Genomic DNA, 23,790 nt, shown 5'->3' on the forward strand with positions numbered 1-23,790 from the left:
GGATTCCCAGTGTCTGCCGTTCTCTCATTGTTACAAAGCCGACTGTTGCGGCCGGTGTTCGTTACCCTAGGTATCGCTCTTTTGGTGCAAGTGCTGGTGGCCGTCGCCCTGACGCGAAGCACGGTGACTGCATTGGAAGCTGATTTGGGCAACCGCCTGGGCGTCGACAGCCAGAAACTTTCCGGTGAGCTGGCGCAAGCCGGCAAGGAAGTCACCTCCAGTCTGGACAGCTTGTCTTCCAGCACGCGCCAACGTCTGACCACAGGGCTCTCCACGCGTCTGAAGGACGAGCAGAAGCAACTGCGTGCGACGCTGGAAAAAGACCTGCAAGACTCCGCCAACGACATGGCGCAATTGCTAGCCTCGGTGGCGCCGCGCGCCATGTGGGACAGCGACGTGCCGACGTTGTCGGAATTCGCCCGGCGTGCCCAGCGCAATCCCAACGTGTTGTTCGTGGTCTACGACGATGCCGCCGGGGAGCATCTGACCCGCTATCTGAACCGTGACAACCCGATCAACCAGGCATTGCTGGCCAAAGGTCGGGGCGACCGAGCCCTGGATAAAGTCTTGGATGCGGCGAAAAATGATCCTTCCGTGTTTTACGTCGAAGCCTCCATCAGCCCTAACGGCGTAGAGATCGGCAAAGTCCGCATGGGGGTTTCGACCACGGCGGTCGAGACAGACCTGGCGGCGCTGGACAAGCGGTTTGCAGCGCTGATTGCCAGCAGTGATCAGCTGGTGGGTGACAGCCTCAAGGGCGCGGCTGCCGACAGCGCAGCGGCCATGGGCGCGCGCCTGCAGTCTGCACAAGCCACCGCCACGCAGATGACCGCCAATACCACCAGCGCCGTGCAGGAGGCTGCAGGCACCTTGCGCTGGCGCATCGGCATGGGGCTGGCGATTGTCGGGTTCGGTGTATTACTGCTGATCGCCATCGTGCTGGGCCGGCGTGTGGTCAATCGCCTGAAGCTGTTGATCGCGGCCATGGATGACCTGGCGGCGGGCGAGGGCGACCTCACCAAGCGCGTGCAAATCAGCAGTAAGGACGAGATCGGCGACATGGCCTCGGCGGTCAATCGCTTTGTGGATAAGTTGCAGCCCATCGTGCGTGAGGCCGGTGATGTGGCCCAGCGCACGGGCGTGGAAATCGGTGCCATGACCTTGCGCAATGCCGGCGCTGACAAGGCCGCCGGTTTGCAGCGCGATGAAGTGGCCGAGAGCCTGCGCGCGCTGTCGCAAATGGCCGATGAGGCTCAGGCCGAAAGCCATGCGATGCAGGCAGCGTTGCAGCAGGTGGTGGATATTCGCCAGGCCACGGATGAAAACTCGCGCACCTCGGCGGAGGTCGGCAGCTTGATCGAGGCCTTGGCTGGGCAGGTTCAGGCCGGCTCCCAGGTCATTGAGCGCCTGGCCCAGCAAAGCGAGCAAATTGAAGTGGTGCTGACGGTGATTCATGGCATCGCCGAGCAGACCAATCTGTTGGCGCTGAACGCGGCCATCGAAGCTGCGCGGGCCGGTGAGACCGGGCGTGGTTTTGCGGTGGTGGCTGACGAAGTGCGTGCGCTGGCGAGTAAAACCCAAAGCTCCACGGGTGATATCCAGGCGCATATCGTGGCGTTGCAGCAGGGCGCGCGTGAGGCGGTGGAAACCATCAGCAAAGCTGGGCGGCAAGCCAACGAAGGCTTGCTGGTGCTGCGCGACAGTGTGCGCCTGCAGCAGACGGTGCAGGCTTCGGTGGAGCAGGTGCATGCAGCGATTGGCTTGGCGACGCGTGCGGCTGAGCACCAGGCGCAAGGCGCGCATGCGGTGCGTGGCCGGGTCGAGGTGATTCATGCCCAGGCTGAGCGTGCGGCGCAGGCGGTGGTGGAGACCACGGCGAGTGGCAAGGTCTTGGATGGGTTGGCGGCGCAGCTTAAGGCGAGTTTGGGGCAGTTTCGGGCTTAGTGTTGGCTGTGCCGATGCCTTCGCGAGCAAGCCCGCTCCCACATTTGGAATGCATTTCAAAATGTGGGAGCGGGCTTGCTCGCGAAAGCTATTTCAGCGGCTCAGATACATCCGAGTCGTGAGCAAATACACCGGCAAACCCGACACCAGAATCAGCAGCGCCGCATACGGCGCTGCCGCCGCAAACTCCACATTCGAGGTATGCGCCCACACGGCGGTGGCCAGGGTGTTCAGCCCCGTCGGACTGAGCAGCAATGTCGCCGTCAATTCCTTCATCGCATCCAGAAACACCAGCGCAAACGCCGCGCCCAATGCCGGGAAAATAATCGGCAAGGTCACCCGGCAAAACGCGCTGAACGACGACGCGCCCAGTGTGCGCGCAGCCTCTTCCAGCTGCGGTGCAGCCTTGTTCAGGGCCGTACGAATCGGCGCCTGCGCCAGTGGCAGGAACAGCAGCGCATAGGCGATCAAAAGCAGCGCGGACGTCTGGTAAAGCGCCGGCACGTAATGCAGGGCGAAATACACCAGCGTCAGTGCGATCACCAGGCCGGGCAGAGCATGCAGCAGGTACGGTAGGCGCTCGGCCCAGATCGCCAGTTGGCCTTTGTAGCGCACCACCAGAAGCCCCACAGGCAGGGCCAACACCAGGCAAAGGGCTGCGCCACCCAGCGACAGAGCCAGTGAAGACAGCAGTGCCTCACCGATCTCTGCCACGGGAAAGGCCGCCGACGAACCCACCGCCAGCCAATACCCGAGCATCCCCAGCGGAATGCCGCTGCCAATGATCGCCAGCGCCAGGCAACACACTTGGCCCAGTGGCGCCCACTTGCCCAGCTTGACCTGTTCAGCATGCCGCGCCGCGCCTTGGCCAATGCGCACGTGCCGGCCCTTGCCGCGTACGCGCAGCTCAAGCCACAGCAGCGTCAGGCACATCACCAGCAATACCGCCGAGAGCATGGCGGCGTTGGCATTGCTGAATTCCAATTCGAATTGCTGGTAAATCGCGGTAGTAAAGGTTTGCAGGCCGATGATCGACAACGCGCCGAATTCCACCAGCATATGCAGAGCAATCAGCAGCGCCCCGGCCAGTAATGAAGGCCACAGCAAGGGCAGTGTGATGCGAAAAAATACGCCCCAGCGATTCAGCCCCAAGGTGCGGGCCGATTCTTCCAGGGACGGGTCAAGATTGCGCAGCGTCGCCGCCACCGGCAGAAACACCAGCGGGTACTTGGACAGGGTCATCACCAGGATCGCCCCGCCCAGCCCTTCGAAGTTGGCGCTCAGCGACACCCAGGTAAAACTGCTGACAAACGCCGGCACCGCAAACGGCAGGCACAGGATCACGCCCCAAATGCGTCGCCCCGGCAGGTTGCTGCGTTCCAGCAGCCAGGCCAGGGACAGGCCGATCACGCCACAAGCCACCGTCACGCCAATCATCAGCGCCAGGGTGTTGCGCAGCAGCCCGAACACATAAGGCCGCCACAGCAGATGCACCGCTTCCGCCCAGCCCGCTTGCCAGGCTTTGGTCCCGACATACACCAAGGGCAGCAGGCTCAAGCAGACCAGGAACAGTACGGGGATCAGCAGCCAGATCGAGGGGCGCTTGCGACGCGGGCTGAAACCCCCGCGCAAGGCGGGGGCGGGGAGCGATGGGTTCATCAGTTCAAGCCAACGTCACGTTCCAGGTCCAGGGCTTCTTCGGCATTGCCAAGGTCCGCAGGCGTGACTTTCGGCGGTTGCAGCTCGCTGAAAGGCTTGAGGCCGCGGCTCGATTCCATGCCCTTGCGCAGCGGGTATTCGGCCGAGGTGTTGGTGATCACGCGCTGGCCTTCTTCGCTGGCCATAAAGGCCAGTAACTGCTGGGCTTCTTTAGGGTGCTTGCTGGATTTCAGCGCGGCAGCGGACGACACGGTGATCAGGCCGCCGGCATCACCATTGGTGAAGTAATGCAGTTGCGAATCCAGGTTGGTTTTTTCTTTCTTCAGGGCAAACCAGTAGTAGTTGTTCACCAGCACCGTGGCGACTTCGCCGTTTTCCACGGCTTTGAGCGCAACCATGTTGTTGCTGTAGACCTTGCCGAAAGCGCGCAGGCCGGTCAGCCATTCTTCAGCGGCTTCGCGACCGTGCAGCTTGATGATCGCCACGGCTTGTTCCTGGAATGCGCCGCTGGTGGGTACGAAGCCGACTTTGCCTTGCCACTCGGGGCCGGCGAAATCCAGCACCGATTTGGGCAGGTCTTTTTCAGCGATCAGCTTCGGGTTGAATGCCACGACGCGGGTGCGTGCGGTCACGCCCATCCAGTCGCCGTTGCTGCCGACATAGTCTTTGGGCAATACGTCGAGGGTGCTGGCGTCGATCTTGGCGAGCAGGCCTTGTTCGCCGAGTTTGTTCAGCGGCGGCGATTCTTCGGTGTAGATCACGTCGGCGGGGGAGCGGTCGCCTTCTTCGACGACCTGGCTGGCCAGCTGGTTGCTGCTGCCTTTGCGCACGTTGACGTGAATGCCGGTCTTGGCTTCGAAGGCTTTGGCGAGTTCATCGCCGACTTCTTTGTGTTGGCCGTTGTACAGGGTCAGTGAGACCTTGTCGGCGGAATAGGCGGCGGGCGAGAGCAGGGTCAGGCCGAGCAGAGTGATGGTCAGGCCACGCAGAAGGGATGTCTTGAGACGGGTATCGCGGATCATCATCCGGGGTTTTCCTCACTTGAGTGCAACAAATCCTTACAAGGATAAACGATAAAACTTCTCAAGTGCGGACAAGGGGAAAATCGTCCGGCAGGTTTTCAAACCCCGGAAACGAAAAAACCCGCTTTCGCGGGTTTGATCTGAATTTGGTGCCCAGGAGAAGACTCGAACTTCCACGACCTTGCGATCACCAGCACCTGAAGCTGGCGTGTCTACCAATTTCACCACCTGGGCATTATCAACAACGCTTGCGCCGTTGATGGAGCGAACTATACGGAGGCCTTTTTGATCTGTAAACCCCTGATTCAAAAATATAAATCAAGATTCTCGTTAAAAATCAAAGGCCTGAAACGCAAAAACCCGCTTTCGCGGGTTTTTGGAGACTCGAGGCAGAACCTTGAGTTTGAAATTGGTGCCCAGGAGAAGACTCGAACTTCCACGACCTTGCGATCACCAGCACCTGAAGCTGGCGTGTCTACCAATTTCACCACCTGGGCAGCATCAACAACGTTGCCGTCGTCGATGGCGCGCACTATACGGAGGCGATTTTGAGCTGTAAAGCCCTGCTATGAAAAAAGTCTGGAAAATTTCGCCAATGGTCGTGCAAGGTGCGTTACGAGGGCGACAAAGGCCTTTTAAACGCTTGTTGAGGACTGAAATTTCCCGTTTCAATACGCGTATGCCAAACTAACCCGCATATAGACAAGGTGAAAACTCTCTAATGGCCGATTGGCAGTCCCTCGATCCCGAGGCCGCTCGTGAAGCGGAAAAATATGAAAACCCTATTCCTAGCCGCGAACTGATCCTGGCGCACCTCGCCGATCGGGGTTCGCCTGCTAGCCGCGAGCAGCTGGTTGAAGAATTCGGTCTGACCACCGAAGACCAGCTCGAAGCCCTGCGCCGCCGTTTGCGTGCCATGGAGCGCGATGCTCAACTGATCTACACCCGCCGTGGCACTTACGCGCCTGTGGATAAGCTCGACCTGATCCTTGGCCGCATCGCCGGTCACCGTGATGGCTTCGGCTTCCTGATCCCGGATGACGGCAGCGACGACCTGTTCATGAGCCCTGCGCAAATGCGCCTGGTGTTCGATGGCGACCGTGCCCTGGCGCGGGTTTCCGGCCTTGACCGTCGTGGTCGCCGTGAAGGTGTGATCGTCGAAGTGGTGTCGCGTGCCCACGAGTCCATCGTTGGCCGTTACTTCGAAGAAGGCGGTATTGGCTTTGTTGTGCCGGATAACCCGAAGGTCCAGCAGGAAGTGCTGATCACCCCGGGCCGCAATGGCGCTGCCAAGGTTGGCCAGTTCGTCGAGGTGAAAATCACCCACTGGCCTACTGCGCGCTTCCAGCCGCAAGGCGATATCGTTGAAGTGGTCGGCAACTACATGGCGCCGGGCATGGAAATCGACGTTGCGCTGCGCACCTACGATATCCCTCACGTCTGGCCTGAGGCTGTGCTTAAAGAAGCCGCCAAGCTCAAGCCGGAAGTGGAAGAGAAAGACAAAGAAAAACGCATCGACCTGCGCCATCTGCCGTTCGTCACCATTGACGGCGAAGATGCCCGCGACTTCGACGATGCGGTTTACTGCGAAGCCAAGCCTGGCAAGCTGCGCCTGTTCTCCGGCGGCTGGAAGTTGTTCGTCGCGATTGCCGACGTGTCCAGCTACGTTAAGATCGGTTCGGCCCTGGATAACGAAGCTCAGGTGCGCGGCAACTCCGTGTACTTCCCTGAGCGCGTGATTCCGATGCTGCCTGAGCAGCTGTCCAACGGCCTGTGCTCCCTGAACCCGAAAGTCGACCGTTTGGCCATGGTATGCGAGATGACCATCTCGAAAACCGGCGAAATGACCGACTACCAGTTCTACGAAGCGGTGATCCACTCCCAGGCACGTCTGACATACAACAAGGTCAGCACCATCCTGGAAACGCCGAAGACCAGCGAAGCCAAAGCCCTGCGTACCGAATACGCTGGCGTGGTGCCGCACCTCAAGCAGCTGTATTCGCTGTACAAGGTGCTGCTGGGCGCACGTCACGTGCGTGGCGCGATCGATTTTGAAACCCAGGAAACCCGGATTGTCTTCGGTTCCGAGCGCAAGATCGCCGCAATCACCCCGACCACCCGTAACGATGCGCACAAGCTGATCGAGGAATGCATGCTGGCGGCCAACGTGGCCACTGCAGAGTTCCTCAAAAAGCACGAGATTCCTGCGTTGTACCGCGTGCACGACGGCCCGCCGCCGGAGCGTCTGGAGAAGCTGCGCGCGTTCCTCGGTGAGCTCGGCCTGTCCCTGCACAAAGGCAAGGACGGCCCGACGCCGAAGGATTACCAGGCACTGCTCGCGAGCATCAAGGACCGTCCGGATTACCACGTGATCCAGACCGTGATGCTGCGCTCCCTGAGTCAGGCGGTGTACAGCGCCGATAACCAAGGCCACTTCGGCCTGAATTACGAGGCGTACACCCACTTCACCTCGCCGATTCGTCGTTACCCGGACCTGCTCACGCACCGGGCGATCCGCAGCGTGATCCATTCCAAGCAGAACACCCCGCACGTCAAGCGCGCCGGTGCCATGACCATTCCGAAAGCGCGGATCTATCCGTACGACGAAGCGGCCCTGGAGCAGCTGGGCGAGCAGTGCTCCATGAGCGAGCGCCGCGCCGACGAAGCCACCCGCGACGTAGTGAACTGGCTCAAGTGCGAGTTCATGAAAGACCGCGTGGGCGAGACGTTCCCAGGTGTGATCACCGCCGTGACCGGCTTTGGCCTGTTTGTCGAGCTGACGGATATCTACGTCGAAGGCCTGGTGCACGTCACCGCCTTGCCGGGCGATTACTACCACTTCGACCCTGTGCATCACCGCCTGGCGGGCGAGCGCACTGGTCGCAGCTTCCGTTTGGGCGACACGGTGGAAGTGCAGGTCATGCGCGTCGACCTCGACGAGCGCAAGATCGACTTCGGCATGCCTGATAAACCCGCCGAACCGACTGGCCGCAAAAAACGTGGCGGCGAAACCGCAGCGCCGGCCGCCAAAGGCAAAGGTACTCCTGCGAAAGCAGCGGCAGCCGAGCCAGCGCCCGCCAAGGCGGGTCGTCGTTCGTCGGCCAAGGAAAAGGCGCCTGAAGCCTACCGCCCAAGCGATGCAGCGGCGAAAAACGCCGAACTGCGCCGCAGCCGCGAGTTGAAGCAGCAGTTGCTCAACGAAGCCAAAAGCGGTGGTAAAGCGGCGTCTGGGGGAAAGTCCCGCGAGGCGGAAAAGCCGTCGAGCAAACCGAGTAAACACCGTAAAGGCCCGCCAAAAGCGGGTTCGGCTCCCGCGAAAAGCGGCGGGTCGCGCAAACCTAAGGCCAAGTCATGAGTCTGGAAAAAATCTACGGCGTTCACGCCGTAGAAGCAATGCTGCGTCATCACCCCAAGCGCGTCAAGCAGGTGTGGTTGGCCGAAGGCCGTAGCGAGCCACGCGTTCAAGCGCTGGTCGAGTTGGCCACCCAAAACAAGGTTGCCATCGGCCAGGCCGAGCGCCGCGAAATGGACGTGTGGGTAGAAGGCGTTCACCAGGGCGTGGTGGCGGACGTGAGCCCGAGCCAGGTCTGGGGCGAGGCGATGCTCGACGAGTTGCTCGATCGCACCGAAGGCGCGCCGTTGCTGCTGGTGCTGGACGGCGTGACTGACCCGCACAACCTGGGCGCCTGCCTGCGTTCGGCGGATGCTGCCGGCGCGCTGGCGGTGATTGTGCCCAAAGACAAGTCGGCCACCCTGACGCCCGTCGTGCGTAAAGTGGCGTGCGGCGCGGCGGAAGTGATTCCGCTGGTCGCCGTGACCAACCTGGCGCGCACTCTGGAGAAACTCCAGCAGCGCGGCCTGTGGGTCGTGGGTACGGCAGGCGAGGCTGAGGTCAGCATTTATGACCAGGACCTCACCGGCCCGACCATCCTGATCATGGGTGCCGAAGGCAAAGGCATGCGTCGCCTGACCCGTGAGCATTGTGATTACCTGGTGCACTTGCCGATGGCCGGTAGCGTCAGCAGTCTCAACGTGTCGGTTGCCACTGGCGTCTGCCTGTTTGAAGCCCAGCGTCAGCGTGGTGCCAAGGCCAAGAGCAAGAAGTAGCCTGGTTTGACGCAAATCTAAATGTGGGAGCGGGCTTGCTCGCGAATACGGTATGTCAGCCAACACTATTGGCGACTGATATACCGTATTCGCGAGCAAGCCCGCTCCCACAGTTGTTTGTGGCGTATTGAAGATTGTTCAAATAATCACCAATCACCTTGCGCCGTTTCTCCCCCTTCTCTACAATTGCGCCCCTTGCCTTCCTGGCAGGCACCGATGTGCCTCCCTTTGGCAAGATCCATAAGTGTCATTCACTCCTTGTCTGACCGTTTTTGAGCGGCAGGCTACAACCCGTAAGGAGCATTCATGCGTCATTACGAAATCATCTTTTTGGTCCACCCGGATCAAAGCGAGCAAGTCGGCGGCATGGTTGAGCGTTACACCAAGCTGATCGAAGAAGACGGCGGCAAAATCCACCGTCTGGAAGATTGGGGCCGTCGTCAACTGGCCTACGCAATCAACAATGTTCACAAGGCTCACTACGTGATGCTGAACGTTGAGTGCACTGGCAAGGCCCTGGCCGAGCTGGAAGACAACTTCCGCTACAACGATGCAGTGATCCGTAACCTGGTCATCCGTCGCGAAGAAGCCGTTACCGGCCAATCCGAGATGCTCAAGGCTGAAGAAAACCGCAGTGAGCGCCGTGAGCGTCGCGACCGTCCTGAGCACGAAGGCGCTGAAAGCGCTGATAGTGATGACAGCGACAACAGCGATAACGCTGACGAGTAATCCACGGACCTTTTAAGGAGCCTATCAAATGGCACGTTTCTTCCGTCGTCGTAAATTCTGCCGCTTCACCGCTGAAGACGTGAAAGAGATCGATTACAAAGATCTCAACACTCTGAAAGCCTACGTATCCGAGACCGGCAAAATCGTTCCAAGCCGTATCACCGGTACTAAAGCACGTTATCAGCGTCAGCTGGCCACCGCTATCAAGCGCGCCCGCTTCCTGGCCCTGCTGGCCTACACCGACAGCCACGGCCGCTGAGACCGGGCAGTCGACAAGTAGTAAGGGATTGAATGCATGCGCGCCTTAGCTGAGTTCATCATGCGCGGTCGCGTGCAAGCCACTCTCGTAGTGGCTGGATGTGCGGCATTGCCGCTGCTTTATTGGTTGGGTGCTGCTGCGGTTTGCCTTGTGCTGCTGCGGCGCGGTTTGAAGGACGCCCTTGGCGTTCTTGCCCTGGGATTGTTGCCGGCCTTGATCTGGTGGCTGCAATTGGGTGATCCACGGGTACTTCTGGTACTGCTGGGGTCATCGATCCTTGCGTTGGTTTTACGCGCAAGTGAGTCCTGGGTCCGCACGCTGCTGGTCAGCGTGGCACTGGGGTTGGTGTATTCAGTGATGCTTGGCGCGGCTTTCCGCCCGCAAATCGAGGCGCTGTCGCAGGAAATCGTCAAGATCCTGCCATTGGCCCTCGGGGATCTCTACCAGCAATTGTCGGTAGATGAGCGAGCGCGGTTGGCGTCACTGATAGCCCCGGTCCTGACCGGCCTGATTGCGGCGTTGTTGCAGATCCTCAGCGTGCTGAGCCTGATTCTTGGGCGTTATTGGCAGGCGTTGTTGTACAACCCGGGTGGTTTTGGTCGCGAGTTTCGCAGCACCAGAATCCCTGCGGGGCCGGCGATGTTGCTGCTGGCGTGCATGGTTGTCGGGCCGAATTTCGGCCCACAGATGGCCTTGCTGGCGCCGATTTGCAGCGTACCGCTGGTGTTTGCCGGGCTGGCCCTGATTCATGGGCTGGTGGCGCGAAAGCGCCTGGCCACGTTCTGGCTGGTGGGGTTGTACGTAGTGCTGTTGATATTCATGCAGCTGATCTATCCGTTACTCGTGGTTTTGGCCATTGTCGACGGCCTGATTGATTTTCGCGGTCGTCTGGCGTCGAAAGACGCCGATAGCGCGAACGGTGAAGGTTAAAAGTTAGAGGATTTTCACATGCAACTGATCCTTCTGGAAAAAGTCGCCAACCTGGGCAACCTGGGCGACAAAGTGAACGTTAAGGCCGGCTACGGTCGTAACTACCTGCTGCCATACGGCAAAGCCACCGCTGCAACCGCTGCCAACCTGGCTGCGTTTGAAGAGCGTCGTGCTGAGCTGGAAAAAGCAGCAGCAGACAAAAAAGCTTCGGCCGAAACTCGCGCTGCCCAACTGGCTGAGCTGGAAGTGACTATCACTGCCACCGCCGGTGACGAAGGCAAGCTGTTCGGTTCGATCGGCACCCACGACATCGCTGATGCACTGACCGCCTCCGGCGTTGAAGTGCAGAAGAGCGAAGTTCGTCTGCCGAACGGCACCATCCGCAACGTAGGCGAATTCGACGTAGCCGTGCACCTGCACGCCGAAGTTGAAGCCACCGTACGCGTTGTTGTGGTAGCAGCTTAAAGCAAGCTAACTGACTGGCACCCCGTGTGCCAGGCGGTTAACATCGGGCACGATCCTGTTTACAGGTCGTGCCTTTTGTTTTTCTACAACCCCCTAATTCCAAGTGGCCATGAACGATATTTCAGCTCCTGAGCAATACGATCTGCAAACCGCTGCCCTGAAGGTGCCGCCGCATTCCATCGAGGCCGAACAGGCCGTGCTCGGTGGCTTGATGCTGGACAACAACGCCTGGGAACGCGTGCTGGATCAAGTCTCGGACGGTGATTTCTATCGCCATGACCACCGCCTGATCTTCCGCGCCATCGCCAAGCTGGCCGACCAGAACTCGCCGATCGACGTGGTGACCCTGGCCGAGCAACTGGACAAGGAAGGCCAGACCTCCCAAGTCGGTGGCCTGGGCTACCTGGGTGAACTGGCGAAAAATACGCCGTCCGTCGCCAACATCAAGGCCTATGCCCAGATCGTTCGCGAACGCGCCACCCTGCGCCAGTTGATCGGCATCAGCACCGAAATCGCCGACAGCGCCTTCAACCCCGAAGGCCGCACCGCTGCCGAAATCCTCGACGAAGCCGAGCGCCAGATCTTCCAGATCGCCGAGGCCCGGCCGAAAACCGGCGGCCCGGTCAGCGTCAACGATTTGTTGACCAAGGCCATCGACCGTATCGACACGCTGTTCAACACCGATAACGCCATCACCGGCATTTCCACCGGCTACACCGACCTCGACGAGAAGACCAGCGGCCTGCAGCCGTCCGACTTGATCATCGTCGCCGGCCGTCCATCCATGGGTAAAACCACCTTTGCGATGAACCTGGTGGAAAACGCCGTGCTGCGCAGCGACAAGACGGTGCTGGTGTACTCCCTCGAGATGCCAGGCGAATCGCTGATCATGCGGATGCTTTCGTCGCTCGGCCGTATCGACCAGACCAAAGTGCGTGCCGGTCGCCTGGAAGACGACGATTGGCCGCGCCTGACCTCGGCCGTCAACCTGCTCAACGACCGCAAGCTGTTCATCGATGACACCGCCGGTATCAGCCCGTCGGAGATGCGTGCGCGTACTCGCCGACTGGTGCGTGAACACGGTGACATCGCGCTGATCATGATCGACTACCTGCAGTTGATGCAGATCCCCGGTTCCAGCGGCGACAACCGGACCAACGAGATTTCTGAAATTTCCCGGTCCCTGAAAGCCCTGGCCAAGGAATTCAACTGCCCGGTCGTGGCGCTGTCCCAGCTCAACCGTTCCCTGGAGCAACGCCCCAACAAGCGCCCGGTGAACTCCGACTTGCGGGAATCCGGAGCGATCGAGCAGGATGCTGACGTGATCATGTTCGTGTACCGCGACGAGGTGTATCACCCCGAGACCGAACACAAAGGCATTGCCGAGATCATCATCGGCAAGCAGCGGAACGGGCCGATCGGCTTTATCCGCCTGGCATTCATCGGTAAGTACACACGCTTCGAGAACCTTGCGCCGGGCAGCTATAACTTCGACGACGACGAATAACGGCAATCTAATGTGGGAGCGGGCTTGCTCGCGAAGGCGACGGATCAGTCAGTAGATGTATTGACTGGCATACCGCTTTCGCGAGCAAGTCCGCTCCCACATTTCAAATGTATTCACAATTCAGAGCACTCCACAATTCCGACCATTATCGTCGGAATTGGTCAAATTTTGTGCTATATTTCGCGCCCGCGATTTTTCATCTCAACACCGGTCACCGTCATGCAAACAGCCAAGCCGTTATTTGACTATCCCAAGTACTGGGCCGAATGTTTCGGTCCTGCGCCATTCCTGCCAATGAGCAGGGAGGAGATGGATCAGCTTGGCTGGGATTCCTGCGACATCATCATTGTTACCGGTGATGCGTACGTGGATCACCCCTCGTTCGGCATGGCAATCATCGGCCGGCTGCTGGAGTCCCAGGGCTTTCGCGTCGGGATCATTGCCCAGCCGAACTGGCAGTCCAAAGACGACTTCATGAAGCTCGGCGAGCCGAACCTGTTCTTCGGCGTCGCGGCCGGCAACATGGACTCGATGATCAACCGCTACACCGCCGACAAGAAAATCCGTTCCGACGACGCCTACACTCCAGGTGGCATGGCCGGCAAACGCCCGGACCGCGCGAGCCTGGTGTACAGCCAGCGTTGCAAGGAAGCCTACAAGAACGTGCCGATCGTGCTCGGCGGCATCGAAGCCTCGCTGCGCCGCATCGCCCACTACGACTACTGGCAGGACCGTGTGCGTAACTCGATCCTGATCGACGCCACCGCCGATATCCTGCTGTACGGCAACGCCGAGCGGGCCATCGTCGAGGTCGCCCAGCGCCTGTCGTGGGGCCACAAGATCGAAGACATCACCGACGTGCGCGGCACCGCGTTCATTCGCCGTGATACGCCTGTGGGCTGGTACGAAGTGGACTCCACGCGTATCGACCGTCCGGGCAAGATCGACAAGATCATCAACCCGTACGTGAACACCCAGGACACCCAGGCCTGCGCTATCGAGCAAGAGAAAGGCCCGGTGGATGACCCGGAAGAGGCCAAGGTCGTGCAGATCCTGGCCAGCCCGAAGATGACCCGCGACAAAACCGTGATCCGCCTGCCGTCAGTGGAGAAAGTCCGTGGCGACGCGGTGCTCTATGCCCACGCCAACCGCGTGTTGCACCTGGAAACCAACCCAGGCAACGCCCGCGCCCTGGTGCAGAAGCACGGTGAAGTCGACGTGTGGTTCAACCCGCCGCCGATTCCGATGACCACCGAAGAAATGGACTACGTGTTTGGCATGCCTTACGCCCGTGTTCCACACCCGGTGTATGGCAAGGAAAAGATCCCGGCCTACGACATGATTCGCTTCTCGGTGAACATCATGCGTGGCTGCTTCGGCGGCTGCACCTTCTGCTCGATCACCGAGCACGAAGGCCGCATCATCCAGAACCGTTCCGAAGAGTCGATCATTCGCGAAATCGAAGAGATCCGCGACAAAGTGCCAGGCTTCACCGGCGTGATCTCCGACCTCGGCGGCCCGACCGCGAACATGTACCGCATCGCCTGCAAGAGCCCGGAAATCGAATCCGCGTGCCGCAAGCCATCGTGCGTGTTCCCCGGCATCTGCCCGAACCTGAACACCGACCATTCGTCGTTGATCCAGCTGTACCGCAGCGCCCGTGCCTTGCCGGGTGTGAAGAAGATTTTGATCGCTTCCGGCCTGCGCTACGACCTCGCCGTCGAGTCGCCGGAGTATGTGAAAGAGCTGGTCACCCACCACGTCGGTGGCTACCTGAAGATCGCCCCGGAACACACCGAGGAAGGTCCGCTCAACCAGATGATGAAGCCGGGCATTGGCAGCTATGACAAGTTCAAGCGCATGTTCGAGAAATACACCAAGGAAGCGGGCAAGGAGCAGTACCTGATTCCTTACTTCATCGCCGCCCACCCGGGCACCACCGACGAAGACATGATGAACCTGGCCCTGTGGCTCAAGGGCAACGGCTTCCGCGCCGACCAGGTGCAGGCGTTCTACCCGTCGCCGATGGCCACCGCCACCGCGATGTACCACTCGGGCAAGAACCCGCTGCGCAAGGTCACCTACAAGAGCGACGCGGTGACCATCGTCAAGAGCGAAGAGCAGCGCCGTCTGCACAAGGCGTTCCTGCGCTACCACGACCCGAAAGGCTGGCCGATGCTGCGTGAAGCGCTGACCCGCATGGGCCGCGCCGACCTGATCGGGCCGGGCAAAGACCAGTTGATTCCGCTGCATCAGCCTGCCACCGACAGCTACCAGAGCGCACGTCGCAAGAACTCGACGCCGGCCGGCAGCCACAAGGTCGCCAAGGAAACCACCACCAAGATCCTCACCCAGCACACCGGCCTGCCGCCGCGTGGCAGTGATGGCAGCAACCCGTGGGACAAGCGCGAACAAGCCAAGGCCGCGGCCATGGCGCGCAACAAGCAGGCGGCCAAGGAGCGCGCCGATGCGGCCAAGGGCAAGGGCGGCAAGCCCGCCCGTAAGCCGGTCGTGCCGCGTTGATCGCAGCCTGATATGCAAAACGCCAGCCTCGTGCTGGCGTTTTGCTTTCTAGCCGGTGGGTAGCCTGTTTGTTAAGGTGGCGCCCATTGAATCGCCTTCGCGAGCAAGCCCGCTCCCACATTCGATCGCATTCTCATGCTGGAACTCGGTCAACTGTGGGAGCGGGCTTGCTCGCGAAAGCGTCAGTTCAGGCACCCTTCATTTCAAGGAAGAACACCCATGAGCAACCCCCTGCTCACGATCGGCATGGACTCCAACCGCTCCCAATTCATGGCGCGCCAGCGCATCGAAAGCCAGATCAACCTGCCGCGCCTGTTCGCTGCCATCGATGCCGACCCCGCCATTGTCGGTGCCGGTGTTGTGTATATCGATGCCGAGTTCAACGTTGTCACTCTGCGCGAATTCCAGCCTATCTGCAGCATCGCACCCAAGCGGTTGATCCTGCGTGAGGCGCAGAAGTACATCGCGCCAACGCAATTCGCCCAACAGGTGCAAGACAACCCGCGTGAGTCCCGGCTGGTGGGCGAAGCGGTCAATACCACGCTGTCGTGTGCCGGCGCGGTCATTGGGTGGATTGTGGTGCTCAGTGGTTCCGTCGCGGTCCCGTTTTCGGCAGGCGCCAGTTCGGTGGTCGTGGCGCTCGGCTACACGGCTGCAGCAGCCAGTTCCGTGCAGTGTTTTGCCAGCGGCTATCGCACGGTCAATGAGATCCGTAACCCCGCGCGCAATGACCAGCTCGACAGTGAGGAGTGGTACCAATACACCATGATTGCCCTGGATGCGGCGTCGTTGGTCGGGGTAGGTTCATCGGCGCTGGCAACGGTCAAGCTGGTGCGGCTGAATAAGGCTGCCACCGGAAAAAGTGTGAGGGAGGTGCTCAGGGGCCTGAATCGACAGGAGCGAGCCAAGTTGACCAAAGAGCTGTTGAGCATCAACGATCCACGCTTGACGTCCAAGATGATCAAGCTGAAACAGTTGTCGGGCGAGTTGCCTAAGCGGTTCACGCCCACCGAGGTCAAACATGCAACGGTCACGCAGATCAAGGACGCCTTGGGCGCAGCCATTGGTTTTACCGGCAGCGCAGTGTCGGGGAACGTGCGCACAATTGCCGTAGGGCTGTATGAGGAGGCAGAGCAATGAACGAGCTGCCCAGCATTCGCAGTTTTTTGTCGACGTATTTCCCGGTCTTCATGGGGGCGATATTTGCCTCGATTTTCACCCTCGTGTTTACGGTTCCGGTGTTCTTCGACAGCTATATGCCCAGCCTGTCCATGGCAGATAACGCCAAGTACTCCTTCTTGGCGGGTATCGCGCTCACGCTAATCATCGTGCACTGCAATTTCATGATTGCTCGCGGGCATCCCCAATGGACGTGGCCGGTCGTGGTGCTTTTGGGGGTGTGCTTTCTGAGTGTACTGCCAACCCTCAATGATCAACCGAATGCGGTGATGTACGCCTTGAGCCTGTTGTTCCCATTGCTTGGGCTATTGCTGTTCAACAGCAAGCGTCACCGCGAAATGCGCCAGAAACTGGTCGAAGTCCGCCACCTGCGCGAAGCCATCAGCGCCCGCCAAAAAGCTCGCTGACTGGGTAGATTCACCACCTCCGCTCACATGACCGCCACATAAATGTGCAACCCTCGCACCATTACCGCAGCCACGGCGCCGTTTTGGTGCTGTACTGCACCGGGTCTTACGATAAAGCGCAATGACGGCCGCACTGGCATAAGTCTTGCGCGCTTTGTTTCCATGCCCTGGCTCGCAGGAGGCCGCCGTGTCGATTCATGTCGCGTTGCACCACGTTACGCATTACCGCTATGACCGCGCTGTCGAACTCGGCCCACAGATTGTGCGTTTGCGCCCGGCCGCCCATAGCCGCACGCGGATTTTGTCCTACGCACTGAAAGTGTTGCCCGAGCAGCACTTCATCAATTGGCAGCAAGACCCCCAGGGCAATTACCTGGCGCGTCTGGTGTTCCCGGAAAAGACTGACGAGTTGCGCATCGAAGTCGACCTCGTCGCTGAGATGGCGGTGTTCAACCCATTCGACTTTTTCCTTGAACCCTACGCCGAAAAAATCCCCTTCAGCTACGCCGCCGATGAGCAGCGTGAGCTGGCGCCGTACCTGGAAACCTTGCCGCTGACACCGAAGTTTGCCGCCTACTTGGCCGGCATCGACCGCACGCCACTGCCTGCGGTGGATTTCCTGGTAGGGCTGAACCAGCGCCTGGCGGCGGATATCGGCTACCTGATCCGCATGGAGCCGGGCGTGCAAACCCCGGAATTCACCCTGGAAAACGCGTCCGGCTCTTGCCGCGATTCGGCCTGGCTGCTGGTGCAGTTGCTGCGCAACCTTGGGCTGGCCGCGCGTTTTGTGTCCGGCTACCTGATCCAGCTGACCGCCGATGTCAAAGCCCTCGACGGCCCGTCCGGCACCGAAGTGGATTTCACCGACCTGCACGCCTGGTGCGAAGTGTATTTGCCGGGTGCCGGCTGGATCGGCCTCGACGCCACTTCCGGGCTGTTCGCCGGTGAAGGGCATATCCCGTTGGCTTGTAGTCCTGATCCTTCGTCCGCCGCGCCGATCAGTGGGTTGGTGGAACCTTGCGAGTGCGAATTTACCCACGAAATGTCGGTTGAGCGGATTTGGGAAGCGCCGCGCGTCACCAAGCCCTACACCGAAGAACAGTGGCTGGCGATCCAGGCGCTGGGCCGGCAGATCGACGGCGACCTGCTTAAAGACGATGTACGCCTGACCATGGGCGGCGAACCGACCTTCGTCTCCATCGACGACCCCGACGGCGCCGAATGGAACACCGCCGCGCTGGGGCCGGACAAGCGTCGCCTGTCCGCCGAGCTGTTCCAGCGCATGCGCAAACACTATGCGCCCGAGGGCCTGGTGCACTTCGGCCAGGGCAAGTGGTATCCCGGCGAGCAGCTGCCGCGCTGGTCGCTCAACTGCTACTGGCGCCGCGACGGGTTGCCGATCTGGCACAACAGCGCGCTGATCGCCGATGAGCAGCAAGATTACGGCGCCGACGGCGAGATGGCCGGGCGCTTCCTGGTCAGTGTCGCCGAGCGCCTGAAGCTGCCCGCACGCTTTGTATTCCCGGCCTTCGAAGACAACTTCTACTACCTGTGGCGCGAAGGTGCGCTGCCGCAAAACGTCACTGCCCAGGACCCGCGCCTGAGTGACGACCTGGAGCGCGAACGCCTGCGTAAAGTGTTCAGCCAGGGCCTGGATAAAATCATCGGCCAAGTGCTGCCGCTGGCACGCACCGCCGCCAATGATCGCTGGCAGAGTGGGCGCTGGTACTTGCGCGACAACCACTGCCGCCTGGTGCCGGGCGATTCGCCGCTGGGCTATCGCCTGCCCTTGGCTTCGCAGCCTTGGGTGACGGCGGCGGAATACCCGTTCGTGCATCCGACCGACCCGAACCAGGATCAGCCGGAGCTGCCGACCACCGCGCAGCTGCAAAGCCATGGCGAACCCGCGCCGAGCGATGAGCGCGTGCCAAAAGTCGATGAATCCGCCGACTGGCTGACCCGCACCGCCTTGTGTGCCGAAGCGCGGGAAGGGCGCCTCTACCTGTTCATGCCGCCGCTGGAGCGCGTCGAGGATTACCTGGAGCTGGTGGCCGCCATCGAAGCCACTGCCGAGGAGTTGCATTGCCCGGTGTTGCTGGAAGGCTACGAGCCACCGTTCGACACGCGTCTGAGCAACTTCCGCGTCACCCCGGATCCGGGCGTGATTGAGGTCAACGTGCAGCCGTCCGCGACCTGGGACGAGTTGGTCGAACGCACCGAATTCCTCTACGAAGAGGCGCGGCAAACCCGCCTGACCACTGAAAAATTCATGATCGACGGCCGCCACACCGGCACCGGCGGCGGAAACCACTTTGTGCTCGGCGGCGCGACACCCAAGGATTCGCCGTTCTTGCGCCGTCCTGATTTGCTGCGCAGTTTGATCAGCTACTGGCATAACCACCCGTCGCTGTCGTACCTGTTTTCCGGGCTGTTTATCGGCCCGACCTCACAGGCACCACGGGTGGATGAGGCGCGTAACGACGCGTTGTATGAGCTGGAGATTGCCTTCGCGCAAATGCCCGAACCCGGCGAAGAGTGCCCGCCGTGGTTGGTCGACCGTCTGCTGCGCAACTTGCTGATCGACGTGACGGGCAACACCCACCGCGCCGAATTCTGCATCGACAAACTCTACTCGCCGGACGGCGCCACCGGCCGCCTGGGCCTGCTGGAACTGCGCGCGTTTGAAATGCCACCCCATGCGCGCATGAGCCTGACCCAGCAACTGCTGCTGCGCGCCTTGGTCGCGCGCTTCTGGCGTGAGCCGTATGCGCCGCCGAAACTGGCGCGCTGGGGCACCGAGCTGCATGACCGCTTCCTGTTGCCGCATTTTATCGAGCAGGATTTTGCCGACGTGATCGTCGAGCTGAATGCCGCCGGTTACCCGCTGCGGGCCGAGTGGTTTGCGGCGCACCTGGAGTTTCGTTTCCCCAAGGTCGGCGACTACGCCGTCAGCGGTATCGAACTGGAACTGCGCCAAGCCCTGGAACCCTGGCACGTGCTGGGCGAGGAAGGCGCGGTGGGCGGCACGGTGCGTTACGTGGATTCATCCCTTGAGCGCTTGCAGGTGAAGTTGAGCGGGCTGCCGCCGCAGCGCTATTTGCTGACGTGCAACGGCATCCCGGTGCCGTTGCAGCCGACCGGGCGTATTGGTGAGTTCGTCGCCGGCGTGCGTTATCGCGCCTGGCAACCGGCCAACTGCCTGCAGCCGACTATCTCGGTGCATGCGCCATTGGTGTTCGACTTGCTGGATACCTGGATGCAGCGCTCGCTGGGCGGTTGCCAGTACCATGTCGCCCATCCGGGCGGGCGCAATTACGACAGCTTGCCGGTGAACGCCAATGAGGCGGAGAGTCGGCGCATGGCGCGGTTTTTCCGCTTGGGGCATAGCCCGGGCAAGCTGCCCGTGCCCCCTTTAGTCATCAATGATGAACTACCCATGACCCTGGATTTGCGGCGTTTCCCCAATAAAAAAGACTAAACGCTGTTCAAATGTGGGAGGGCTTTTGTGGCGAGGGAGCTTGCTCCCGCTGGGGTGCGAAGCGCCCCCGAAGCAGGCGACTGCTACGCAGTCGAACGGGAGTAAACTCCCTCGCCACAACAAGCCCGCTCCCACATTAGACTGTGGTGACTTTGAACTCCCTTGCCCCTGCCGAGCGTTCCATGCCCGACTTGCTCGACCGTTACCCGCTGACTGCGGGCACTTATCACGAACTGCTCGACGACAGTGGCGCGGTGCGTGCCCATTGGCAGCGTTTGCTCGATCACCTGCAACGCAGCACGCCCGCACAACTGGCCCAGCGCCAGGCGCTGCTGACCCGGCAGATCCAGGAAAACGGCGTGACCTACAACGTCTACGCCGACCCCAAAGGCGCCGACCGCCCGTGGGAGCTGGATTTGCTCCCGCATGTGCTGGCCTTTGAAGAGTGGCAGCACCTGTCAGCCGGTATCGCCCAGCGTGCGCGCCTGCTCAATGCCGTATTAGCTGATCTGTACGGCCCACAGCGCTTGATCAAAGAAGGCCTGCTGCCGGCGGAATTGGTGTTCGGCCACAACAACTTCCTGTGGCCGTGCCAGGGTATCCAGCCGCCCGACGGTGCGTTCCTGCATCTGTACGCCGTGGACCTCGCGCGCACGCCGGATGGCCGCTGGTGGGTCACGGCCGACCGGACCCAAGCGCCATCGGGCGCAGGTTACGCGTTGGAAAACCGCACCATCGTGTCCCGCGCCTTTCCGGATTTGTACCGCGACCTGCAAGTGCAACACCTCACCGGTTTCTTCCGCACGCTGCAGGAAACCCTGGCCCGCCAGGCACCGAGTGATGACCAGTCGCCGCTGATCGTGCTGCTCACGCCGGGGCGCTTCAACGAAAGCTATTTCGAACATCTTTACCTCGCGCGCCAGCTCGGCTACCCGTTGGTGGAAGGCGGCGACCTCACCGTGCGCGACAGCACCGTGTTCCTGAAAACCCTCAGTGGCCTGCGCCGGGTGCACGCGATCATGCGTCGCCTGGACGACGACTTCTGCGACCCGCTGGAGCTGCGCACCGACTCGGCTCTCGGCGTGCCCGGCCTGCTGGACGCCGTGCGCCAAGGCAATGTGCTGGTGGCCAACGCGCTTGGCAGTGGCGTGCTGGAATCGCCAGGGTTGCTCGGCTTTTTGCCGAAGATCAACCAGTTCCTGTTTGGCGAAGAATTGATCCTGCCGTCCATCGCCACGTGGTGGTGCGGTGAGGCGCCGGTGCTCGCCGAAGCCCTGGAAAAACTCCCGGAATTGCTGATCAAGCCCGCGTTTCCGTCGCAGAGCTTCACGCCGGTATTTGGCCGTGATTTGAACGACGAACAACGCCAGGCGCTGGCCGAACGCATGCGCGCGCGGCCTTATGCGTATGTCGCCCAGGAGCTGGCGCAATTGTCCCAGGCGCCGGTGTGGCACACCGTGGAGGACCACTTGCAACACCGCGCTATCGGCATGCGCGTGTACGCCGTGGCCAGCGATGAAGGCTACCGCGTGCTGCCTGGCGGCCTGACCCGCGTGGCCGCCGAGGCTGATGCCGAGGTGGTGTCGATGCAGCGCGGTGGCGCGAGCAAAGACACCTGGGTGCTGGGTGAGCGCGCTGCCGGTGGCGAACACTGGCGTGCGCAGCGGCCCATTGGTGCCCACGACCTGGTGCGCCGCGATCCGTATCTGCCGTCGCGCGTGGTGGAAAACCTGTTCTGGTTTGGCCGCTACTGCGAACGTTGTGATGACAGCGCGCGCTGGCTGCGCATTGTGCTCGCGCGGTATGTCGACGGCGACGACCCGCGGGCGCTGCAAGCCGCTGTGGAGCTGGGCGAGACCTTGCGCTTGTTGCCGGAGGAGGGCGAGTTGCCCGAGCGTCTGCTGGCTGCCTTGCTCGGCGATGACTGGCCGTCGAGCCTGCGTGCCAACCTGCAGCGCTTGCAGTGGGCGGCGTCGCAGGTGCGCGGCAAGTTGTCCCGGGAAAACTGGCAGGCCCTGGTCGAGCTGCAGCGCGAAGCCCTGGAGCTGGAAAGCGAAAGCCCGGACTTCGGCGAGCTGCTGGATTTCCTCAACCGTTTGGTGATGTCCCTGGCGGCACTGTCCGGCTTTGCCCTGGACGACATGACCCGCGACGAAGGCTGGCGCTTCTTGATGATGGGCCGGCGTATCGAGCGTCTGCAGTTTCTCAGCAGCAGCCTCGCGGCATTCCTGCGTGGCGTGGCGGTGTTTGATCAGGCCGGGCTTGAGTGGTTGCTGGAGCTGGGCAACAGCAGCATCACCTATCGCTCGCGCTACCTGGCCGTGCCGCAGTTGATCCCGGTACTCGACCTGTTGTTGCTGGATGAGCAGAACCCGCACGCGGTGCTGTTCCAGTTGAAGCTGGTCAGCCGCACCTTGCGACGCCTCAACGATGACTTTGGTGTGCCACGGGAAACCGGTCTCGCGCCGTTGGTCGACCGTCTGGCGCGCTTCGACCTGGGCTGCCTGGAGAACCCGTTGTTCGGCGAGTCCAGCGTGCGTGCTGCGCTGGATGGCCTGGCTGACCTGCTGCAAGCGGTCGCCGATGAGAGTGGGCAAGTGTCGGATCGCCTGGCCTTGCGCCATTTTGCCCATGTGGATGATGTCAGCCAGCAAACGGTGTCGGTGTGATGAGTGCGCGCTACCAGATTTTCCACGATACCCACTACCACTACGATAGCCCGGTGTCCCTGGCTCAGCAGCTGGCGCACCTGTGGCCACGGCCGTGCGCCTGGCAGCGTTGCAGTTCGCAACAACTGGAAATCAGCCCCGAGCCGACTGCGCGCCGCGACGAGCTGGACGTATTCGGCAACCCGATCACCCGCCTGGCGTTCGAGCGGCCCCATGATGAGCTGCTGGTAAATGCCGGGCTGACCGTGGAAGTGCTGGCGCGGCCTGCGCTGGATTTTCAGCTCTCACCCGCCTGGGACCAGACCCGCGACAGCCTGACCTATAGCAGCCTGCCCATGTCCGCCGAGCTGATCGAAGCCTGCCGCTATCGCTTCGAATCGCCCTACGTGCACCTGAAAAAAACCTTCGTCGAGTTTTCCGAAAGCTGCTTTCCACCCGGCGAGCCATTGCTGCTGGGCGTGCAGGCGTTGATGGAGAAGATTTTCAGCGAATTCACCTTTGATGCCGAAGCCACCCAGGTGGCTACGCCGCTGGTGGAAGTGCTGGAGCGCCGTCGTGGCGTGTGCCAGGACTTCGCCCACTTGATGCTCGCCTGCTTGCGCTCGCGCGGTTTGGCGGCGCGTTACATCAGCGGCTACCTGCTCACCCAGCCACCGCCCGGCCAGCCACGGCTGATCGGCGCCGATGCGTCCCACGCGTGGGTGTCGGTGTATTGCCCGGTGTCGGGCTGGGTAGATTTTGATCCGACCAACAATGTGCAGCCGGCACTGGAGCACATCACCCTGGCCTGGGGCCGGGATTTCTCTGATGTGTCGCCGTTGCGGGGGGTGATTCTGGGAGGTGGGAGCCATGACCCGGAGGTGCGGGTGACGGTGATGCCGTTGGAATAGAGCCTCAAGGCTCGTTCCCACG

The 23,790-nt window shown here is 61.2% G+C and carries 16 protein-coding genes and 2 tRNA genes; 14 read left to right on the plus strand and 4 right to left on the minus strand.

Annotated elements, in window-relative coordinates; translation table 11 throughout:
- The first annotated feature begins 9 nt into the window (after positions 1 to 9).
- Positions 10 to 1,944 (plus strand): methyl-accepting chemotaxis protein, encoded by a 1,935-nt coding sequence (locus tag HX783_RS15005; protein ID WP_177017366.1) that lies wholly within the window; start codon positions 10 to 12, stop codon positions 1,942 to 1,944.
- 93 nt (positions 1,945 to 2,037) lie between these two features.
- On the opposite strand, the gene HX783_RS15010 is transcribed toward HX783_RS15005, so the two are convergent.
- From HX783_RS15010 to HX783_RS15025, 4 genes are all read right to left on the minus strand, one after another.
- The gene (locus HX783_RS15010; RefSeq protein WP_177017367.1) at positions 2,038 to 3,603 is read right to left on the minus strand and encodes an iron ABC transporter permease; all 1,566 of its coding nucleotides are present in this window, start codon (positions 3,601 to 3,603) and stop codon (positions 2,038 to 2,040) included.
- Positions 3,603 to 4,628: an extracellular solute-binding protein gene (locus HX783_RS15015; RefSeq protein WP_177017368.1), complete on the minus strand. Its 1,026-nt coding sequence runs from the start codon at positions 4,626 to 4,628 to the stop codon at positions 3,603 to 3,605. Before HX783_RS15015 ends, HX783_RS15010 begins: the two co-directional genes overlap by 1 nt.
- A gap of 144 nt (positions 4,629 to 4,772) precedes the next feature.
- Positions 4,773 to 4,859: transfer RNA gene (locus tag HX783_RS15020), tRNA-Leu, on the minus strand.
- A gap of 176 nt (positions 4,860 to 5,035) precedes the next feature.
- Positions 5,036 to 5,122 (minus strand) — tRNA-Leu (locus tag HX783_RS15025).
- A 224-nt stretch (positions 5,123 to 5,346) separates the two neighbouring features.
- Here HX783_RS15025 and rnr point away from each other — a divergent pair.
- The 13 genes from rnr (at position 5,347) to HX783_RS15090 (ending at position 23,768) form a co-directional block, all read left to right on the plus strand.
- Positions 5,347 to 7,980, plus strand: a complete 2,634-nt coding sequence (rnr, locus tag HX783_RS15030) for a ribonuclease R (RefSeq protein ID WP_177017369.1) — start codon at positions 5,347 to 5,349, stop codon at positions 7,978 to 7,980.
- A complete protein-coding gene (rlmB, locus tag HX783_RS15035; RefSeq protein WP_177017370.1) occupies positions 7,977 to 8,732 on the plus strand; it encodes a 23S rRNA (guanosine(2251)-2'-O)-methyltransferase RlmB in 756 nt (251 codons plus the stop codon). Before rnr ends, rlmB begins: the two co-directional genes overlap by 4 nt.
- Positions 8,733 to 9,038: 306 nt before the next feature.
- Positions 9,039 to 9,461: a 30S ribosomal protein S6 gene (gene rpsF / locus HX783_RS15040; RefSeq protein WP_003217491.1), complete on the plus strand. Its 423-nt coding sequence runs from the start codon at positions 9,039 to 9,041 to the stop codon at positions 9,459 to 9,461.
- 28 nt (positions 9,462 to 9,489) lie between these two features.
- Entirely contained in the window at positions 9,490 to 9,720 is a 231-nt protein-coding gene (rpsR, locus tag HX783_RS15045; protein WP_002551829.1) for a 30S ribosomal protein S18, read from the plus strand.
- A 36-nt stretch (positions 9,721 to 9,756) separates the two neighbouring features.
- Positions 9,757 to 10,650, plus strand: a complete 894-nt coding sequence (locus HX783_RS15050) for a hypothetical protein (protein ID WP_177017371.1) — start codon at positions 9,757 to 9,759, stop codon at positions 10,648 to 10,650.
- 18 nt (positions 10,651 to 10,668) lie between these two features.
- Positions 10,669 to 11,115, plus strand: coding sequence for a 50S ribosomal protein L9 (gene rplI / locus HX783_RS15055; RefSeq protein ID WP_003171376.1), 447 nt, complete (start codon positions 10,669 to 10,671; stop codon positions 11,113 to 11,115).
- Positions 11,116 to 11,224: 109 nt separating this feature from the next.
- Entirely contained in the window at positions 11,225 to 12,622 is a 1,398-nt protein-coding gene (gene dnaB / locus HX783_RS15060; protein ID WP_017526410.1) for a replicative DNA helicase, read from the plus strand.
- Between the two features lie 219 nt (positions 12,623 to 12,841).
- Positions 12,842 to 15,145, plus strand: a complete 2,304-nt coding sequence (locus HX783_RS15065; RefSeq protein ID WP_159953892.1) for a YgiQ family radical SAM protein — start codon at positions 12,842 to 12,844, stop codon at positions 15,143 to 15,145.
- Between the two features lie 219 nt (positions 15,146 to 15,364).
- Positions 15,365 to 16,285, plus strand: coding sequence for an NAD synthetase (locus HX783_RS15070; protein ID WP_177017372.1), 921 nt, complete (start codon positions 15,365 to 15,367; stop codon positions 16,283 to 16,285).
- Positions 16,282 to 16,731: a hypothetical protein gene (locus HX783_RS15075; protein WP_177017373.1), complete on the plus strand. Its 450-nt coding sequence runs from the start codon at positions 16,282 to 16,284 to the stop codon at positions 16,729 to 16,731. The genes HX783_RS15070 and HX783_RS15075 overlap by 4 nt, the downstream gene beginning before the upstream one ends.
- Positions 16,732 to 16,918: 187 nt before the next feature.
- Positions 16,919 to 20,209 carry a transglutaminase family protein gene (locus HX783_RS15080; protein WP_177017374.1) on the plus strand — a complete coding sequence of 1,097 codons (3,291 nt, stop codon included), beginning with the start codon at positions 16,919 to 16,921 and terminating at the stop codon, positions 20,207 to 20,209.
- Positions 20,210 to 20,391: 182 nt separating this feature from the next.
- Entirely contained in the window at positions 20,392 to 22,878 is a 2,487-nt protein-coding gene (locus HX783_RS15085) for a circularly permuted type 2 ATP-grasp protein (protein ID WP_177017375.1), read from the plus strand.
- Positions 22,878 to 23,768 carry a transglutaminase family protein gene (locus HX783_RS15090; RefSeq protein ID WP_159953897.1) on the plus strand — a complete coding sequence of 297 codons (891 nt, stop codon included), beginning with the start codon at positions 22,878 to 22,880 and terminating at the stop codon, positions 23,766 to 23,768. Before HX783_RS15085 ends, HX783_RS15090 begins: the two co-directional genes overlap by 1 nt.
- The last annotated feature ends 22 nt before the right edge of the window (positions 23,769 to 23,790 follow it).

This window comes from Pseudomonas sp. D2002 (assembly GCF_013385735.1).
GTDB lineage: Bacteria > Pseudomonadota > Gammaproteobacteria > Pseudomonadales > Pseudomonadaceae > Aquipseudomonas.

Excerpts from the sequence above, each read along its gene's own strand:
- HX783_RS15010 (WP_177017367.1), bottom strand. The coding sequence starts at position 3,603 with ATGAACCCATCGCTCCCCGCCCCCGCCTTGCGCGGGGGTTTCAGCCCG.
- HX783_RS15015 (WP_177017368.1), bottom strand. The coding sequence starts at position 4,628 with ATGATGATCCGCGATACCCGTCTCAAGACATCCCTTCTGCGTGGCCTG.
- rnr (WP_177017369.1), top strand. The coding sequence starts at position 5,347 with ATGGCCGATTGGCAGTCCCTCGATCCCGAGGCCGCTCGTGAAGCGGAA.
- rlmB (WP_177017370.1), top strand. The coding sequence starts at position 7,977 with ATGAGTCTGGAAAAAATCTACGGCGTTCACGCCGTAGAAGCAATGCTG.
- rpsF (WP_003217491.1), top strand. The coding sequence starts at position 9,039 with ATGCGTCATTACGAAATCATCTTTTTGGTCCACCCGGATCAAAGCGAG.
- rpsR (WP_002551829.1), top strand. The coding sequence starts at position 9,490 with ATGGCACGTTTCTTCCGTCGTCGTAAATTCTGCCGCTTCACCGCTGAA.
- HX783_RS15050 (WP_177017371.1), top strand. The coding sequence starts at position 9,757 with ATGCGCGCCTTAGCTGAGTTCATCATGCGCGGTCGCGTGCAAGCCACT.
- rplI (WP_003171376.1), top strand. The coding sequence starts at position 10,669 with ATGCAACTGATCCTTCTGGAAAAAGTCGCCAACCTGGGCAACCTGGGC.
- dnaB (WP_017526410.1), top strand. The coding sequence starts at position 11,225 with ATGAACGATATTTCAGCTCCTGAGCAATACGATCTGCAAACCGCTGCC.
- HX783_RS15065 (WP_159953892.1), top strand. The coding sequence starts at position 12,842 with ATGCAAACAGCCAAGCCGTTATTTGACTATCCCAAGTACTGGGCCGAA.
- HX783_RS15070 (WP_177017372.1), top strand. The coding sequence starts at position 15,365 with ATGAGCAACCCCCTGCTCACGATCGGCATGGACTCCAACCGCTCCCAA.
- HX783_RS15075 (WP_177017373.1), top strand. The coding sequence starts at position 16,282 with ATGAACGAGCTGCCCAGCATTCGCAGTTTTTTGTCGACGTATTTCCCG.
- HX783_RS15085 (WP_177017375.1), top strand. The coding sequence starts at position 20,392 with ATGCCCGACTTGCTCGACCGTTACCCGCTGACTGCGGGCACTTATCAC.
- HX783_RS15090 (WP_159953897.1), top strand. The coding sequence starts at position 22,878 with ATGAGTGCGCGCTACCAGATTTTCCACGATACCCACTACCACTACGAT.